The 15,990-nt window shown below is 65.1% G+C and carries 16 protein-coding genes and 1 tRNA gene; 9 read left to right on the forward strand and 8 right to left on the reverse strand.

The window, feature by feature from the left end:
- The first annotated feature begins 3 nt into the window (after positions 1-3).
- Together cysS and rlmB are read left to right on the forward strand one after the other, a co-directional pair.
- Positions 4-1,422 (forward strand): cysteine--tRNA ligase, encoded by a 1,419-nt coding sequence (gene cysS / locus JWP90_RS09285; RefSeq protein ID WP_297362921.1) that lies wholly within the window; start codon positions 4-6, stop codon positions 1,420-1,422.
- The gene (gene rlmB, locus JWP90_RS09290) at positions 1,412-2,428 is read left to right on the forward strand and encodes a 23S rRNA (guanosine(2251)-2'-O)-methyltransferase RlmB (protein ID WP_297362924.1); all 1,017 of its coding nucleotides are present in this window, start codon (positions 1,412-1,414) and stop codon (positions 2,426-2,428) included. Before cysS ends, rlmB begins: the two co-directional genes overlap by 11 nt.
- 33 nt (positions 2,429-2,461) lie before the next feature.
- Here rlmB and JWP90_RS09295 read toward each other — a convergent pair whose 3' ends face one another.
- Positions 2,462-3,748: a DUF4032 domain-containing protein gene (locus tag JWP90_RS09295; RefSeq protein WP_297362927.1), complete on the reverse strand. Its 1,287-nt coding sequence runs from the start codon at positions 3,746-3,748 to the stop codon at positions 2,462-2,464.
- A gap of 61 nt (positions 3,749-3,809) precedes the next feature.
- Entirely contained in the window at positions 3,810-4,913 is a 1,104-nt protein-coding gene (locus JWP90_RS09300) for an ABC transporter ATP-binding protein (protein WP_297362930.1), read from the reverse strand.
- Between the two features lie 305 nt (positions 4,914-5,218).
- Between JWP90_RS09300 and JWP90_RS09305 the strand changes: the two genes are divergently transcribed.
- The gene (locus tag JWP90_RS09305; RefSeq protein ID WP_297362933.1) at positions 5,219-6,175 is read left to right on the forward strand and encodes a thioredoxin domain-containing protein; all 957 of its coding nucleotides are present in this window, start codon (positions 5,219-5,221) and stop codon (positions 6,173-6,175) included.
- Positions 6,176-6,180: 5 nt separating this feature from the next.
- Here JWP90_RS09305 and JWP90_RS09310 read toward each other — a convergent pair whose 3' ends face one another.
- On the reverse strand, positions 6,181-7,521 hold the full coding sequence (locus JWP90_RS09310) for a threonine/serine exporter ThrE family protein (protein ID WP_297362936.1): 1,341 nt from the start codon (positions 7,519-7,521) through the stop codon (positions 6,181-6,183).
- A gap of 83 nt (positions 7,522-7,604) precedes the next feature.
- Between JWP90_RS09310 and JWP90_RS09315 the strand changes: the two genes are divergently transcribed.
- Both JWP90_RS09315 and JWP90_RS09320 read left to right on the forward strand, forming a co-directional pair.
- A tRNA-Thr gene (locus JWP90_RS09315) sits at positions 7,605-7,681 on the forward strand.
- A 25-nt stretch (positions 7,682-7,706) separates the two neighbouring features.
- The gene (locus JWP90_RS09320; RefSeq protein ID WP_297362939.1) at positions 7,707-8,663 is read left to right on the forward strand and encodes a DMT family transporter; all 957 of its coding nucleotides are present in this window, start codon (positions 7,707-7,709) and stop codon (positions 8,661-8,663) included.
- On the opposite strand, the gene JWP90_RS09325 is transcribed toward JWP90_RS09320, so the two are convergent.
- The gene (locus JWP90_RS09325) at positions 8,647-9,180 is read right to left on the reverse strand and encodes a nitroreductase family protein (RefSeq protein ID WP_297362942.1); all 534 of its coding nucleotides are present in this window, start codon (positions 9,178-9,180) and stop codon (positions 8,647-8,649) included. The two genes, JWP90_RS09320 and JWP90_RS09325, sit on opposite strands and share 17 nt — an antisense overlap.
- Before the next feature lies 1 nt (position 9,181).
- Complete coding sequence (gene msrB, locus JWP90_RS09330; RefSeq protein ID WP_297362945.1) at positions 9,182-9,583, reverse strand: peptide-methionine (R)-S-oxide reductase MsrB; 402 nt, start codon at positions 9,581-9,583, stop codon at positions 9,182-9,184.
- A gap of 207 nt (positions 9,584-9,790) precedes the next feature.
- Here msrB and JWP90_RS09335 point away from each other — a divergent pair, with 207 nt between their 5' ends.
- The 4 genes from JWP90_RS09335 to groL all read left to right on the forward strand — a co-directional run bounded on the left by JWP90_RS09335 (position 9,791) and on the right by groL (position 12,989).
- Positions 9,791-10,081 carry a DUF3263 domain-containing protein gene (locus tag JWP90_RS09335; RefSeq protein ID WP_297362948.1) on the forward strand — a complete coding sequence of 97 codons (291 nt, stop codon included), beginning with the start codon at positions 9,791-9,793 and terminating at the stop codon, positions 10,079-10,081.
- A 74-nt stretch (positions 10,082-10,155) separates the two neighbouring features.
- Positions 10,156-10,725 (forward strand): LytR C-terminal domain-containing protein, encoded by a 570-nt coding sequence (locus JWP90_RS09340; RefSeq protein WP_297362951.1) that lies wholly within the window; start codon positions 10,156-10,158, stop codon positions 10,723-10,725.
- Positions 10,726-10,970: 245 nt separating this feature from the next.
- Complete coding sequence (locus tag JWP90_RS09345; protein ID WP_297362953.1) at positions 10,971-11,174, forward strand: cold-shock protein; 204 nt, start codon at positions 10,971-10,973, stop codon at positions 11,172-11,174.
- A gap of 195 nt (positions 11,175-11,369) precedes the next feature.
- The gene (gene groL / locus JWP90_RS09350) at positions 11,370-12,989 is read left to right on the forward strand and encodes a chaperonin GroEL (protein ID WP_297362956.1); all 1,620 of its coding nucleotides are present in this window, start codon (positions 11,370-11,372) and stop codon (positions 12,987-12,989) included.
- Between the two features lie 84 nt (positions 12,990-13,073).
- Here the strand turns inward: groL and JWP90_RS09355 are convergent, their stop codons facing one another.
- The 3 genes from JWP90_RS09355 to JWP90_RS09365 form a co-directional block, all read right to left on the reverse strand.
- Positions 13,074-13,364 (reverse strand): WXG100 family type VII secretion target, encoded by a 291-nt coding sequence (locus tag JWP90_RS09355; RefSeq protein WP_297362959.1) that lies wholly within the window; start codon positions 13,362-13,364, stop codon positions 13,074-13,076.
- A 165-nt stretch (positions 13,365-13,529) separates the two neighbouring features.
- Complete coding sequence (locus JWP90_RS09360) at positions 13,530-15,236, reverse strand: ATP-binding protein (RefSeq protein ID WP_297362961.1); 1,707 nt, start codon at positions 15,234-15,236, stop codon at positions 13,530-13,532.
- A 15-nt stretch (positions 15,237-15,251) separates the two neighbouring features.
- Positions 15,252-15,941: a response regulator transcription factor gene (locus tag JWP90_RS09365; protein WP_297362963.1), complete on the reverse strand. Its 690-nt coding sequence runs from the start codon at positions 15,939-15,941 to the stop codon at positions 15,252-15,254.
- Between the last annotated feature and the right edge of the window lie 49 nt (positions 15,942-15,990).

Here is a 15,990-nt window from a genome sequence, read left to right on the forward strand (position 1 = left end):
CGGGTGGCAATGCAACTCTATGATTCCCGGGCACAGGCCCTCCGCGACTTCACTCCTCTCGTCCCAGGCCAGGTCGGGATGTACGTCTGCGGACCGACGGTGCAGTCATCGCCTCACATCGGGCACCTGCGTTCTGCCCTGGTCTACGACCAGATGCGCCGGTGGCTCAACTACCGGGGATTCGACGTCACCCTGGTTCGGAACGTCACAGACATCGACGACAAAGTCCTCGTCAACGCGACCGAGAACGAGGAATGGTGGGCGCTCGCGTACCGCACCGAACTGGAGTTCTCAGAGGGATACCGCGCGCTCGGCATCCTCCCTCCCACGTATGAGCCGCGAGCGACGGCAAGCATCCAGCAAATGCACTCCATCATCGATCGGCTCATCGCCGAGTCGCACGCGTACGTCGCAGAAGACGGATCGGGCGACGTGTATTTCGACGTTCGAAGCTGGCCCCAGTACGGCGCCCTGACCCGCCAGAACATCGACAGCATGGACGCTGCGACGGATGCCGATCCGCGCGGCAAACGGGACCCACGCGACTTCGCGCTGTGGAAGGGGCACAAGAGCGACGAACCCGCTTCGGCTTCGTGGCCGAGCCCGTGGGGCGACGGCCGGCCTGGCTGGCACATCGAATGCTCGGCCATGGCGAGACGCTATCTCGGGGCCGCCTTCGACATCCACGGTGGAGGCCTCGATCTGCGCTTCCCCCACCACGAGAATGAGCTCGCCCAGTCCACCGCCGCCGGGGACGGGTTCGCCGGGTACTGGGTGCACAACGGCCTGGTCAACGTGAACGGCCAGAAGATGTCGAAGTCGCTCGGCAACTCCGTGTACGCCGCGGACCTGCTGGGCGCGGCGCGCCCCATCGTGGTGCGCTACTACCTCGGCCAGGCCCATTACCGCTCCACCATCGACTATCACGACGGCGCCCTCGCAGAGGCCGAAGCGGCCCTCGACCGGATCGAAAGCTTCCTCGAGCGAGTCGGCCGCAGACTCACCGGCACCCGTTTCGCCGGAACCGGAACCGAGCAGATCCCGGATGCCTTCGCTGCGGCGATGGACGACGATCTGTCGGTTCCGCAGGCGCTTGCCGTATTGCATGACACAATAAGGCAAGGCAACGCGAGCATCGACGGTGAAGACCTCGCCCTGGCCGCCGCCGCGCAAGGGCAGGTGATGGCCATGACAGAGATCCTTGGCATCAACCCGTTCTCGGTCGAATGGTCCCGCGGTCAGGACAAGGCAGTTTCCGGGGTTCTCAACACCCTCGTCGACCAGCTTCTCGACGAACGCCAGAAATCCAGGGCGGCACGCGACTTCGCAGCCGCCGACAAGATCCGTGACGTTCTCACAACGGCGGGTATCACGATTGAAGACACCTCGACAGGTGCACATTGGAGTATTGATGGCCAGTAAGGCAGGCCGCCCCGGGGCGGTTCGAAAGACGAAGAAGGGCCCGGCGAAGGGCACAGGCGGTCTCGGCCGTCGCTCACTCGAGGGCAAGGGCCCGACCCCCAAGGCGGAGGACCGGACCTACCACGCCGCCGGCAAGCGCAAGCTCGCCAAGGACCGCCTGAACCAGGCCCAGGCGAAGGCGGGCGGCGCGCGTCCGAGCTCCGCTCCGGTCGCCGGCCGCAAGCCCAAGCAGAAGCAGGCAGACGACAGTGAAATCGTCACCGGCCGCAACTCGGTGCTCGAGGCGCTCCGCGCCAAGATTCCTGCGTCGGCGCTGTACATGGCCACGCGTATCGAATTCGATGACCGGGTGAAGGAAGTCCTCGCCCTCGCGACCGCACGCGGGCTCCCCATTCTCGAGGTCATGCGTCCCGAACTCGACCGCCTGGCGGGGTTCGACTCGGTGCATCAGGGACTCGCGCTCAAGGTGCCTCCGTACAACTACGCCCACCCCACCGAACTGCTCGAGCAGGTTGTGTCTCGGGGCCAGACCCCGCTGTTCGTCGCCCTTGACGGCGTCACCGACCCGCGTAACCTCGGGGCGATCATCCGTTCGACCGCGGCTTTCGGCGGCCACGGCGTCATCGTTCCGCAGCGTCGCTCCGTCGGTCTGACCGCGTCGGCATGGAAGACGTCAGCGGGAGCGGCAGCACGTACGCCGGTCGCGATGGCCACCAACCTCACCCAGGCACTCAAGGCGTTCAAGGAGGCCGGTGTGTTCGTGATCGGCCTCGACGGCGGCGGTACCACCGACCTCCCGGGCCTCGAGCTTGCCGACCGGCCCGTCGTCATCGTTGTCGGCAGCGAGGGCAAGGGACTGTCCCGCCTCGTGACCGAGACCTGCGACGCCATCGTCTCGATCCCGATCTCGTCGGCGACCGAATCGCTCAACGCCGGCATCGCGGCATCCGTCACTCTCTATGAGATCTCGAAGCTGCGTTCGGCCAGGAAGATGAAGAAGAAGTAACGACAATCGTCGTTTCGCTGGCGCGGTCGGGTCTCAGACCCGATCGCGCCAATTCACGTCAGGCGCGTCGACGACGTCGACCGGCAGGGTGACGGAACCCGTTGGGGGAGCGATCACGGTCGCTTCGTCACGGCGGTGGCGCAAGATGTCGTTGATGTACGAGGTCAGCGCTTCGGAAAGCGGGACGTCCCTGCCCTGGTTCTGCGACAGGAACCAGCGGTGCTCGAGCAACTGGTGGAACACTTCCGCCGGTTCCAGCTTCCCCTTCAGATCACGCGGGATCGACTTCACGACAGCCTCGAAGACGCGGATGAGCCATTCGTGGGCCATCATTTCCTCGTCCATATGAGCCTTGGCGAACGTCGCACCGTAGGAGTCCAGGTCGTTGAGCAGACGTCTGGCCTGGTTCTCGCCGGTGTCGAGCCCGGTGAGGCGCAACAGGCGGCGCTGATGGTGCCCCGCATCGACGACCTTCGGCTGGATCTTGACCCGGGAGCCCGTCTCGTCGGTCTTGATCGCGAGTTCCTCGATGTCGAAACCCAGGGCGTTCAGGCGATCGACCCGTTCGTTGATCCTCCAGCGCTCACTGGAGGAGAAGATCTCCGTCCCGGTGAGTTCCTTCCACAGCGACCGGTACGCGGCAACAATGCGGTCAGACAGCTTGATCGGATCGAGTTCGTCGTCGACCCGGCCGCCGGCCTCGAGGTCCATGAGTTCGCCGGCGATGTTGACACGGGCGATCTCGAGGTCGTTCTCACGCTGGCCGTTCGAGAGACCGCCCGCGTAAAGCTTGCCGGTCTCCGCGTCGACCAGGTACGCGGCGAAAGCGCCGGCATCCCGGCGGAAGAGCGTATTGGAGAGCGACACGTCGCCCCAGAAGAAACCGGCGATGTGAAGGCGGACGAGCAGCACGGCGAGGGCATCGACGAGACGGCCGGCGGTGTCAGGGCGCAACTGCTGCGAAAACAGCGCCCGGTACGGCAGCGAAAACTTCAGGTGCCGGGTGACGAGCACGCTCGGCAGGGGATCGTTGGATTCGTCCGACCGTCCGGTGATGACAGCGACGGGCTCGACGCAGGGGATGTCCATGCGCTGCAGCGTCCGCAGCATGTCGTACTCGCCGCGTGCCATCTCAGCGGTCGTCTCCTTGACGGCGATGACGTAGCCTGACAGATTCGCGAACCGCACCAGGTGTCGTGAGATGCCCTTCGGCAGGGACGCGATCGTCTCGCTTGGCCAGTTCTCAAGGGGTAGATCCCAGGGAAGGTCGAGAAGCGCGGGATCGACGGTGGCCGCGGTGATGTTGAGTGATGCGCTCATGGTGGTTAAACAGTAGCGCCGGCTGACCGGACGGGGTCCGATCAGCCGGCGCGATAACTGTTTACTCCGGGACGACAGCCTTGTTGCCGAGACGGAGACCCGACTCGACATCGAACAAGTGCACGTGGCGCGGCGCCGGGATCAGGAATACCTTCTCGCCGGCATGTGCGTGGATGCGGCCGTCAACGCGGGCAACGAGGTCGGTGCGCTTTCCGTCGACGTCTGCGTGACCGTAGAGGTAACCGTCAGCACCGAGCTCCTCGACGAGGTCGACCTGCACCTCGAGCCCGTTGCCCGGCTCCGTCGACACCTGGATGTCTTCGGGACGGACACCGACGGTGACCTGCCTGGCGGTGGCCTCGCCGATGACGTCGCGGTCGACCGGGACGACGCGGGCACCGAACTGGATACCTCCGTCTGCCACGTCGGCCGTGAGCAGGTTCATGGCTGGGGAGCCGATGAAACCGGCGACGAAGACGTTCTGCGGCTTCTCGTACAGGTCGCGAGGGGTCCCCACCTGCTGCAGGATCCCGTCCTTGAGCACGGCGATCCGGTCACCCATGGTGAGGGCTTCCGTCTGGTCGTGCGTGACGTAGACGGTTGTGACCCCGAGGCGACGCTGGAGCGACGCGATCTGGGTGCGCGTCTGCACACGGAGCTTCGCGTCGAGGTTCGACAACGGTTCGTCCATGAGGAAGACCTGCGGCTGGCGGACGATCGCACGACCCATGGCGACACGCTGACGCTGACCACCGGAGAGCGCCTTGGGCTTGCGGGTGAGGTACTCCTCCAAGTCGAGGAGCTTCGCGGCCTCGAGAACGCGCGCGGCGCGCTCGTCCTTGTTGACGCCGGCGATCTTCAGGGCGAAGCCCATGTTCTCGGCGACCGTCATGTGCGGGTACAGCGCATAGTTCTGGAACACCATCGCGATGTCGCGGTCCTTCGGCGGCACGTCGGTGACGTCACGGTCACCGATGAGGATACGGCCGTCGTTGACCTCTTCGAGGCCGGCCAGCATGCGCAGGGAGGTGGACTTTCCACAGCCGGACGGGCCAACCAATACGAGGAACTCGCCATCGGCGACCTCGAGGCTCAGCTTGTCAACGGCGGCGCGGGTACCGCCTGGGTACAGGCGTGTCGCGTTGTCGAACGTTACGGATGACATATTTTTCTCCTTCACCGGCAGGTACGTGCCGGACGATCCGAGTGAATGGAACCATGCGTTGCGTGCTGCGCTGCATGCACGCGACCGGGCTTGCGCTCGATCGCGGAATCCCAGTATGGCAGAAAGCCCCCCAAAAGGTATGCCAGCAATTCGGGTGCATGAGCGCAATCCCGGGGATCCCCCCGATGCTGCTTCCAGCATCCGTTTGGGCATTTCCCAGAGAGCGCAACTACGATCGGTGGGTGTTGAGTTCGGCAGAGAACAGCTGAAGCCGACGGCCTACTGACCTACCGAAGCGAGGATAAATGGACAACGACGCACCGGAAGTTCTTCCGACGAAGAACCAGCGTCGTCAGGCGACCCGTGAGAAGGCCAAGGAACTTCGGGATGCGCACCGCAAGCAGGAGAAGCGCAAACGCATCTTCCTGCAAGGGGGCATCGTGGTCGTCGTCCTGGCGGTCGTTGCCGGCGTCGCTTTCATCCTCACGAGTGCCATCCGCCCTCCGGCACCTGGTCCGATGAACATGGCCAGCGACGGCATCGTCATTGGATCGGAGCTCGAAGCCGTCCAGACACCGGCCCTCGCCGCGGGTGCCGCGCCGGTGGCAACAACCGTCGACCCGAAGGTGCCCAACATCCGGATCTACGTCGACTACCTGTGCCCGGTGTGCGGCCAGTTCGAGGACACCAACTCTGAGCAGCTCGCCACGTGGGCTGAGAACGGCACGGCCACTGTCGAGTACCACCCGATCGCAATCCTCACCGGCCGATCCGCCGGGTCGCAATACTCTCTCCGTGCCGCCAACGCTGCTGCGTGCGTGGCCAACTTCTCGCCGAACGACTTCTTCGCATTCAACTCCCTGATGTTCGAGAACCAGCCGGAGGAGGGAACCGAAGGCCACTCAGACGAGGATCTCAAGAAGATCGTCTCGAAGGCCATCGCAACCGACGCTGGATCCGCCCCCGCCGCTCCCGTCCAGGGCAAGATCGAATCCTGCATCGACGACGCCAGCCACAAGGCGTGGGTGCAGTCGGCCACCGACCGGGCGACGACGCAGCCGGTGCCGCATTCGTCGCTCGACAAGGTCAAGGCCACGCCGACCGTGCTGGTCAACGACAAGCAGTACACCGGTTCGATCACCGACGAAAAGGAATTCCAGGCCTTCGTGCTCTCCGTGGCGAGTGAGACATACGCGAAATCGAGCTCCAACCCGAGCTCCAGCCCGAGCCCGTCGGCGCCTGCTCCTGCGCCCGCGCAGTAGACCGGCTAGATCTTCTCGTCCCGTTTGCGGCCCAGCCGCACCTGGACGCCCATCAGCGGTCCCACGAAACGGCGCTGGATGCGCCGGGCAGGGCCGAGGGCATTCTGGACGAGGTACTGGCCGAGCAGCGCGCCAGCGGCCAGAGCGACGGCGACCGATGCCGCTTCCAGCATGCTGAGCAGCCCGTCGATCGACCCGACACTGAGTTCCAGGAGGCCACGGAACAGGATCAGCCCAGGCACCAGCGGAATCAGCGCCGAGACGACGAGCGGCAGCGGCGGAGTGCGCACGATGAGCGAAGCCACGGCGGACAGGACGCCGACAACGAAGGCGGCTGAGCCAGCGGCCCAGCTGACGCCGATGTTCGTCGCCACACCCGCGGTGTAGACCAGGTAGCCCAGGATGCCCAGGACGCTGACCGCCCAGATCGCTCGTGGCGGAACTTCGACGGCGAGCGCGAAACCGAGGATGATGACGACGGTCGCGACCAGAAGCAGCGGAAGGTCGGAGAACGACGGGGCCATGTACGGTGCGATATCGAGTACAAGGCCGAAACGGGCCAGCAGCATGGTCGTGCCGGCCACACCGGCGACGAGGCCACCGGTGATCAGCAGAGCTTCGAGTACCCGCGCCGTTCCGGTCACATAGAACCCGGACAGCACGTCCTGCACGGCGCCGAAGGACGTCACCCCGGCCAGCAGCATGATGATCGTCGCAACGACGACCAGGGATGAGCTCGCCGCAGGATCGAGGAAGTGAACCACCGCGGCAACCAGGGGGCCGACGGCGCCACCCGCGAGGTTCTGGTAGAAGACGGACATCCGCGTCTTTGCGAGCATCCGCGTGAGAAGGTCGACGAAGAAGGTGGCCACGAAGGCGGCCGCGACGACCAGTGGCCCGCCGCCGAGCAGGAACGCTGCGCCAGCACCGACGAGGCTCCAGCCGACCCGGCGCACCGGCCACGGGTAGATGGGTTTGGCGGTGATGATCGTGTTCACCCGGATCCTGGCCTCGGCCAGGGGCAGCGGTTCGTGCAGGAGCTCGCCGATGAGGGTCGAGGTGTTCGTCAGCCGGGTGTAGTCGATGGTTCGGTACTTCACGTTCCGGGAGCGGACGATGGTGTCACTCGAGGCGGGATCGTCCCAGGTGAGCGTGATCACGGTGTGCGTGACGTCCGCTTCGCAGCCCTTCAGGCCGTACGCCCGCGTCACCGCGAGCATTGTGGCCGTCGCATCCTCGGCGCTCGCGCCGGAGGCGAAGATGACCTCGCCGCAGCGGATGGCGAGGTCGAGTGCACCGCGCCCAGTGCTCTCGGCGATGGACGGTGCGGTGGACTCCTCGGGCATGCGTGTTCCTTGTTGTGGTGGTGTCCTTCAAGGATGTCATGGCCAGATGAACGGCGAGGGTTCGTTATGATTGACGAGCACACGCCGCCTTAGCTCAGTTGGCCAGAGCAGCGCACTTGTAATGCGCAGGTCGTCGGTTCGAATCCGACAGGCGGCTCCATGTCCGGACCTCGAATCCCCCCGCTGTGAGCGCGGCGCCGTCACATCCGGCCGTCCCCGCGTGGCTCGCCGTGAGCCTCGCGGCTCTCTGTGGGGCGCTTGCGGCCGCGCAGACCCGTCTCAATGGCGCGCTCGGGCTGGCCCTCGGTGACGGCTTCGTCGCCGCCGCGATCTCGTTCGGTTCCGGGCTGTGCATCCTTCTCGTGTGCCTGCTCTTCGCCCGGAAGGCGCGGAGCGGCGTGGCAGTCGTCACCGCGGCGCTCCTGGACCGGAGCGTGCCGTGGTGGACGGTTCTCGGCGGGCTCTCCGGCGCGTTCCTTGTGCTCTCCCAGGGCCTCACCGGTGCTGTGGTGGGTGTCGCCCTCTTCAGCGTCGCGCTTGTCGCGGGTCAGACGGTCTCTGGCCTGATCCTGGACAGGATCGGCTTCGGGCCGCATGGGAAGGTGAGAACGACGTGGCCGCGTCTCGTCGGTGCGGCGCTCGCCGTGCTCGCGGTGCTGTGGTCGGTTTCCGGCCAGATCGGCGGGAACCTACCGCTCTGGATGCTCGCCATGCCCCTTGTGGCGGGGTTCGGTACCGGCTGGCAGTCAGCGGTCAACGGCCGTGTCCGCGCGCTCGCGCAGAGTGCGATCGCGGCCACATTCACCAACTTCGTCATCGGGACGCTCGCCCTGGTCGTTATCATGCTCGGCCGGGCCGTGTTCGTCGGCTGGCCGGACCGGCTGCCTGCGGAGCCGATGCTCTACCTCGGCGGCGCGATCGGTTGCATCTTCATCGGCGTCAACGCCTTCCTGGTCTCCCACACCGGCGTGCTCATTCTCGGTCTCGGCACCGTCGCCGGCCAGCTGATCGGCTCGGTGGTCATCGACGCAATCGTGCCGGGCGGAGCGGGGCTCGCATTCACCACCCTCAGCGGTGCCGCGCTCGCGCTCGTCGCCGTGAGCATCGCGACGCTGGGAATGCGCCCTACAGTTCGGAGATGAGCGACTCGGCGTCTACCGGCTTCCGTGACCCGGGCTTGGCGTCAGCAGGGATACCGCCGACGTAGAGCCAGCCGAGCAGTTGCTCGTTCTTCGCAAGCTTGTGCATTTTGCGAACAGGCTTGGAGCGGGTGTACGAGCCGGATCGCCAGAAGACGCCCCACCCCGCGTCGTGAAGCAACAGGCTCAGCATGTGCGCCGCGCCCGAGGCGACAGCCTCCTGCTCCCACGCCGGTACTTTCGAGCTCTTCTTCACCGTCACGACGATGGCGATCAGAAGCGCAGCACGCAGCGGTTTGGTGGACGGATGCGTGTCGCCCTCCGCTTTCGCGATCGCCGCCCCCAGCTTTTCGCGCGCCCGCCCACGCAACTCGATCAGCCGCCACGGCCGCAGTGCGCTGTGGTCGGCCACACGGGCCGCTGCTGCCACGAGGGGCAGCAGCTCTTCATGGGTCGGGGCATCGTCTGTCACACGCGACCAGGACCTCCGGCCCGCGACGATATCGATCAGTTCGGTCACGCTATTCGACGGGGGCGAAATTGAGCGCAAGCGAGTTCATGCAGTAGCGGTCGCCTGTCGGGGTGCCGAAGCCGTCGTCGAAGACGTGGCCCAGGTGCGAGTCACACGTAGCGCAGCGCACCTCGGTGCGCACCATGCCGAGCGAGTTGTCTTCGATGAGCTTCACTGCCTCTGGGCGGACGGACTCGTAGAAGCTCGGCCATCCGCAACCGGAATCGAACTTCGTGCCGCTCTTGAACAGTTCGGCGCCGCACGCTGCACACGTGTAAAGCCCCGACCGGCTCTCGTCGAGCAGCTCTCCGGTCCACGGGCGCTCGGTCGCTGCTTCCCGCAGTACCGCGTACTGTTCACTGGTCAGTTCCTGGCGCCATTCTTCGTTGCTTTTGTTCACGGGCTGCGTCATTGTGCTCCTCACGGGATTGTCCTTGCTACTTATCTAACCGCCTCCGAGCCCGACGTGTTCCCGGTTGGCGTTCAGGCTGAGGGACAGCTGGGCATCGCGGGGCCGGATCCTGAGTCTCCCGCGGTGTGTCGGTCGTTGCAATCGCAGCACCGTTTAGGATTGCGGCACGGGGAAGGTCCAGGAATCCGGCGATCCGAGTGGTGGTGAATGTTGAACGACGACCAGGGAAAATCGACACACCCTCACGCGGAACCACTCGGGGAGCGTGACCTCGCGATCCTCGAATTCGAGAATCGGTGGTGGCAGCATGCCGGGCAGAAGGAGGAGGCCGTGCGTGCTGCGTTCGGCTTCTCGCCCACCCGGTACTATCAACTGTTGGGTGTGCTCATCGACTCGCCAGCCGCTCTCGGGCACGATCCTCTCCTGGTGAAGCGCCTGCAAAGGCTTCGCGACACCCGGCAAGCCGCACGCCGGGCGCGAGCCCGGAACGCAGAGTAGATCAGCGGCTTGGGACCGGGGCCGGATGGCCGCACGTAAACCGCCGAACTGCGACACAGAGGACCTGACACCGAATGGCACACACCTTCGCCAAGGACAGGTTCGACGAAGTCCCCGCCGATCTGAAGCGCGTCGGCGCGCATCGCGCCCCAATCCCGCCCGGCCGGGGCGGGCTCCTGTTGCTCTGGGCAGCCTTGGCAACTGTCGTTCTCGTCGCGGCTGGCATCATCGGCTTGACCCTGCTCGGCGACCGGGTCAATTTCGTCGATGACTCCACACCCGTCGCCACGGCTCCGCAGCTGACCGACACGCCAACCCCTGTGGCGACGATCGACCCTGACTCCATGGTCACCGTGCTGAACGGGACAACGACACGGGGGCTCGCCACCGAAGCGATCGAGAAGCTCAATGCGGCAGGCTGGCCGCAGAGCATCACGCCGGGAAACGCATCGGTATCGGATGTCGGTACGACGACCGTCTATTACGAGGACCCATCCCAGGAAGGCGCAGCGCGCGGCCTGGCAGAAGGTCTCGGTGTGGGCAGGATCCAGCTGTCGACCCAGTTCCAGATTCCGGTCGAGGAAGGTGAAGAGCCCGTTCTCCAGCTCACCGTCGTTCTCGGTGCTGACTACGCCGCCCAGTAGCATCCGCGGACCGGAACCTTTGTTCCGGTCGCTTTCCCGTGCGCCGGGCAGCGATCAATCGGACTTCCCGAGCCGAACCACTGTTGGCGTGTGAGCTCTCCTCGCTAGTATCTGGAACTGGTCATCATTGTGCCCCGCCGGAATCGCCCCAGGCAGCCGAGGTCAGCATGATCGCCGGGCCTCGGTGCGGCAGACCCGGGCTGGCGCCTGCCTGCACGGAGACAACACAGCAATGGGAGTAACACATGGCGAACGGAACCGTGAAGTGGTTCAACGCTGAAAAGGGCTACGGCTTCATCACCGTCGACGGAGAAGGCCAAGATGTCTTCGTCCACTACTCGGCCATCGACAGCGCGGGGTACAAGTCGCTCGAAGAAGGCCAGCAGGTGAGCTTCGAGATCGGCACCGGGGCGAAGGGTCCGCAGGCGGAAGCCGTGCGTCTGGCCTGAGCGCAGCGTATCCCTCCGCGACGCCGCCCACACCCGTGGGCGGCGTCGTTTGCGTCCCAGGCGCGCCAGGCGATCCGGAGGGCAGGGACACCGACGAGCTTGCACTCACCGGTGGAGAGTGCCAGAATCGTGTTAGCACTCGCATTCGTAGAGTGCTAATTACGTTCATCACGTCCGGGAGGGACGAAAAACCACATGGCAAAAATCATTGCTTTTGACGAGGAAGCCCGCCGCGGCCTCGAACGCGGTCTGAACATTCTGGCCGACACCGTCAAGGTAACGCTCGGCCCACGCGGTCGCAACGTTGTCCTTGAGAAGAAGTGGGGCGCCCCCACGATCACCAACGATGGTGTGTCCATCGCCAAGGAGATCGAACTCGACGACCCGTACGAGAAGATCGGTGCGGAGCTCGTCAAGGAGGTCGCCAAGAAGACCGACGACGTCGCAGGCGACGGCACCACCACCGCCACCGTCCTGGCCCAGGCGCTTGTCCGTGAAGGTCTGCGCAACGTCGCAGCCGGCGCTGACCCGATCTCGCTGAAGCGGGGCATCGAAAAGGCAACTGCTGCCGTCATCGAAGAGCTCATCGCCAACGCGAAAGAGGTCGAGACCAAGGAAGAGATCGCGGCGACAGCCTCCATCTCCGCCGGTGACGCCGAAATCGGCGCGATCATCGCCGAGGCCATCGACAAGGTCGGCAAGGAAGGTGTTGTCACCGTCGAGGAGTCGAACACGTTCGGCACCGAGCTGGAGCTGACCGAGGGAATGCGCTTCGACAAGGGATTCCTGTCGGCGTACTTCGTTACGGACCCTGACCGCCAGGAAGCCGTTTTCGAGGACCCTTACGTCCTCATCGCCAACTCCAAGATCTCCAACATCAAGGACCTGCTCCCGATCGTTGACCAGGTCATCCAGTCGGGCAAGCAGCTCCTCATCATCGCCGAGGATGTCGACGGCGAAGCCCTCGCGACTCTCGTCGTGAACAAGATCCGTGGCATCTTCAAGTCCGTCGCCGTCAAGGCTCCCGGCTTCGGCGACCGCCGCAAGGCTCAGCTGCAGGACATCGCGATCCTCACGGGCGGACAGGTCATCTCGGAAGAGGTCGGCCTCAAGCTCGAGAACGTCACGCTCGACCTTCTCGGCCGTGCGCGCAAGGTCGTCATCACCAAGGACGAGACCACCATCGTCGAAGGTGCCGGCGACGCCGAGCAGATCGCGGGCCGCGTTGCCCAGATCCGCAAGGAGATCGAGAACACCGACAGCGACTACGACCGTGAGAAGCTGCAGGAGCGCCTGGCGAAGCTGGCCGGTGGCGTTGCAGTCATCAAGGCCGGAGCAGCGACCGAGGTCGAGCTCAAGGAGCGCAAGCACCGCATCGAGGACGCCGTCCGTAACGCGAAGGCTGCCGTCGAAGAGGGCATCGTCGCCGGTGGTGGCGTTGCACTGATCCAGGCAGGCAAGACCGCGTTCGAGAAGCTGTCGCTTACGGGCGACGAGGCAACCGGGGCGAACATCGTCCGGGTCGCTATCGACGCACCGCTCAAGCAGATCGCCCTCAACGCGGGCCTCGAGCCCGGCGTCGTGGCCGACAAGGTCCGCAACCTGCCCGTCGGACACGGCCTCAACGCCGCGACCGGTGAGTATGTTGACATGCTGGCCGCCGGAATCAACGACCCGGTGAAGGTCACCCGTTCAGCGCTGCTCAACGCATCGTCGATCGCGGGACTGTTCCTCACCACCGAGGCCGTCGTTGCCGACAAGCCGGAGAAGAACTCCGCTCCGGCCGGCGACCCGACCGGTGGCATGGACTTCTAGTCCGAGCAACCACGCATCACCAGCGGGGCGTCTCCTTCGGGAGGCGCCCCGCTGTCGTCGTGCAGGCAGTCGCGCTGTGCCGCGTCACATCCTGAACAGGCCGGCGTTCGACCGCTCGATTTCGGAATACTGCGCCCCTGCCCTCGCGAGCGCTGTGTTGATATGGATCGCGCTCTCCTCGACCCTGCGCTGTGTGCCGCGCCAGTCAGCGACGACGCTCTGGAAGGCGTTCGAGGCTTCTCCCGTCCACGTCGACTGAAGCTCTGTCAGCTGTTGCATCATCGCCTGAACCTCTCCCTGGATCGTTTCGATCCGCGCACGGACGGAACCCGTCGTTCCCATAACGATGTCGCTGTCGACCTGGTACCTGGTCATGTCGTCCTCCTTCAGTATTTCGGAGGGCGCGTGGCGCGTCATCCGTCTCGTCGACGGTAGGCGTGGTGCGGGCGGAGATTCCTGCGATCAGCCCGGCGGTGCACTCCGTGAACAGCCCTGGCTGTTGGGGAGGAACCCCGAGGCTGTGGAGCCAGAGGCGACCGGTCAGCCGGCCGTCGCCGCTCCCACGGATTCGGCGAGTGGCAGTTCGATGCGGAAGGTGGCGCCACCTCCCGGCGTCTCAGAGACGGAAACCCGGCCGTGATGCGCGGCGACGATCGACGAGACGATCGCGAGTCCGAGACCCGAGCCTCCTGTCTCGCGGGTACGAGACGTGTCTGCGCGCCAGAAGCGCTGGAAGATCTTCTCCCGAATCTGTGGAGGCACGCCAGAGCCGTGGTCGATGACCGCGATCGTGGCGGTGCCGGTATGCGGATTCGCTGACACCCCGATCTCCAGGGGGCTGTCGTCCGGCGTGAACCGCAGCGCGTTGCCGACCAGGTTGGTCACCACCTGACGCAGTTTGTTCTCCTCGCCGAGCACGATTGCCGGTGTTTCAGGGATCGGCTGGGATGCCACGCTGGGATCCGGATCGAGCAGAACGCCGCCGACCGGTTTCCGGGGCCGGCGCTGCCGCAACCGGGCGAGCGTCGCGCCGGCGAACGCGATCGGGCGAGTGGGAGTCGACTCCTCGTCGGCGCGAGGCGAGCGGGTGACCGTCGACGCCGTAGCCACCGATTCCGACGGCTGCGGCGCTGGCGCGGTCTCGGATGCCGGGGGGTTGTCGACCACGACGGACACCGTGCGGCGGGGGGACGACGCGTTCGCGTCGAGGGCAGCGTCCCTGGCGATGGGAGAGAGATCGACGGGAGTCAGCACCATCGGTTTGGTTTCATCAAGCCGGGCCAGTTCGAGCAGGTCCTCGACGAGACCGCCCATCCTGATCGCCTCTTTCTCGATCCGCTCCATCGCCTGAGCGAGGTCCTCGGTGTTCTGCAATGCGCCCATCCGGTACAACTCGGCGTAGCCACGCACAGTGACCAGCGGGGTGCGAAGTTCATGGCTGGCGTCGCCGACGAAGCGGCGCATCTGCTCGATCGTCCTGGCCCGATCGGCGAAGGCCTGGTCGATGCGCGCAAGCATCGTGTTGAGTGAGCGGTTGAGGCGGCCGACCTCGGTGTTCGGCGTCGCGACAGCGAGGCGCTGGCTGAAGTCACCGTCGGCGATCGCGGCCGCCGTGTGCTCGACCTCGCGCAGCGGGTGGAACGTGCTTGTGACCAGAAGCCGGGTCAGCAGCGCGCCGAGAATGATCACGCCGAGGCCGAGGCCGAAGAAGATCGTCAGGTAGGTGGCGATGATCGTCTCGGTTTCGCGCATCGAGATGGCGACGAGGACGACACCGATGTTGCCCTGGTGGTCCCACTGGTACGGCACCACGACGGCGTGGTACGTCGCCTTGCGGTCGAGGCTTTCGAGCTCGAACACCCCGTCGCTTTTGACGGCGTCAGACAACTCGAACGTCGTGCTGATCTTCGGCAGCGACTCTTCGGGGCGGTCTTGCCAGGTTGCTGCGCGCAACTGTCCGTCTGCGTCGTAGATCGCGGTGAAGTAATCCGACGACATGGCGTCCTTGACCATGTCACCCGCGTTGTCGGCCTCCGTGTTCTCCAGGTTGAGGAACCCGGGCGGCACGGGGGACTGCGCGGCAGAGATGAGGTCGGTGTCGACTTTGTCCACGAGCGCCGGTCGCAGCATCACGACCGTGCCCACCCCGGCTATGAGCAGTCCGAAGGTCAGGACGAGCACGGTCACGCCGGTGATCTTCGTGCGCAGTGAAATCGCGTTCCACCACTCGGCTACTTGATCGTGCATGTACCTGTATTCGGTCTACGCCTTCGCTGTCTTCAGCATGTAGCCGAATCCGCGCTTGGTCTGGATGAGCGGTTCCGTCGAGAACTGGTCCAGCTTGCGGCGCAGGTAGGAAATATAGCTCTCGACGATGCCGGCATCACCATTGAAGTCGTACTCCCAGACGTGATCGAGAATCTGCGCCTTGCTCAACACCCGGTTGGGGTTCAGCATGAGGTAGCGCAGAAGCTTGAACTCGGTCGGGCTCAACTCGATGGGCGTTTCGCCGACGACAACCTCATGGGTGTCCTGATCCATGGTGAGTTCGCCTGCGCGGATGACGGCATCCTCATCAGCATGCATCGTTCGTCTGAGGATTGCCTTGATGCGGGCGACGATTTCGTCGAGGCTGAAGGGCTTCGTGACGTAGTCGTCGCCGCCGACGGTGAGGCCCATGATCTTGTCCTCGGTGTCGTCCTTCGCCGTGAGGAAGAGGATCGGCGCTGTGTACCCGGCGGAGCGCAGGCGCTTGGTGACGCCGAATCCGTTCATGTCGGGCAGCATGACATCCAGGATGATCAGGTCAGGCTCTTCTTCCAGGACCGCCGAGATGGCCTGGGCACCGTTTCCCACCGCGCGCACGGCGAAGCCGGCGAAGCGGAGACTCGTGGTGAGCAGGTCGCGGATGTTCGGTTCGTCATCGACGATGAGAATGCGTGGTCCAGTCATGACACCAGTCTCTGCGTGTTAGCTGAGACCTTCCTGTACACCCCCGGTG

The organism is Mycetocola sp., from assembly GCF_025464835.1.
In the GTDB taxonomy this organism is placed as follows: Bacteria; Actinomycetota; Actinomycetes; order Actinomycetales; family Microbacteriaceae; genus Mycetocola_A.

Excerpts from the sequence above, each read along its gene's own strand:
- JWP90_RS09365 (WP_297362963.1), bottom strand. The coding sequence starts at position 15,941 with ATGACTGGACCACGCATTCTCATCGTCGATGACGAACCGAACATCCGC.
- groL (WP_297362956.1), top strand. The coding sequence starts at position 11,370 with ATGGCAAAAATCATTGCTTTTGACGAGGAAGCCCGCCGCGGCCTCGAA.
- JWP90_RS09335 (WP_297362948.1), top strand. The coding sequence starts at position 9,791 with ATGTTGAACGACGACCAGGGAAAATCGACACACCCTCACGCGGAACCA.
- JWP90_RS09300 (WP_297362930.1), bottom strand. The coding sequence starts at position 4,913 with ATGTCATCCGTAACGTTCGACAACGCGACACGCCTGTACCCAGGCGGT.
- JWP90_RS09355 (WP_297362959.1), bottom strand. The coding sequence starts at position 13,364 with ATGACCAGGTACCAGGTCGACAGCGACATCGTTATGGGAACGACGGGT.
- JWP90_RS09360 (WP_297362961.1), bottom strand. The coding sequence starts at position 15,236 with ATGCACGATCAAGTAGCCGAGTGGTGGAACGCGATTTCACTGCGCACG.
- JWP90_RS09310 (WP_297362936.1), bottom strand. The coding sequence starts at position 7,521 with ATGCCCGAGGAGTCCACCGCACCGTCCATCGCCGAGAGCACTGGGCGC.
- JWP90_RS09340 (WP_297362951.1), top strand. The coding sequence starts at position 10,156 with ATGGCACACACCTTCGCCAAGGACAGGTTCGACGAAGTCCCCGCCGAT.
- JWP90_RS09345 (WP_297362953.1), top strand. The coding sequence starts at position 10,971 with ATGGCGAACGGAACCGTGAAGTGGTTCAACGCTGAAAAGGGCTACGGC.
- JWP90_RS09305 (WP_297362933.1), top strand. The coding sequence starts at position 5,219 with ATGGACAACGACGCACCGGAAGTTCTTCCGACGAAGAACCAGCGTCGT.
- rlmB (WP_297362924.1), top strand. The coding sequence starts at position 1,412 with ATGGCCAGTAAGGCAGGCCGCCCCGGGGCGGTTCGAAAGACGAAGAAG.
- msrB (WP_297362945.1), bottom strand. The coding sequence starts at position 9,583 with ATGACGCAGCCCGTGAACAAAAGCAACGAAGAATGGCGCCAGGAACTG.
- JWP90_RS09295 (WP_297362927.1), bottom strand. The coding sequence starts at position 3,748 with ATGAGCGCATCACTCAACATCACCGCGGCCACCGTCGATCCCGCGCTT.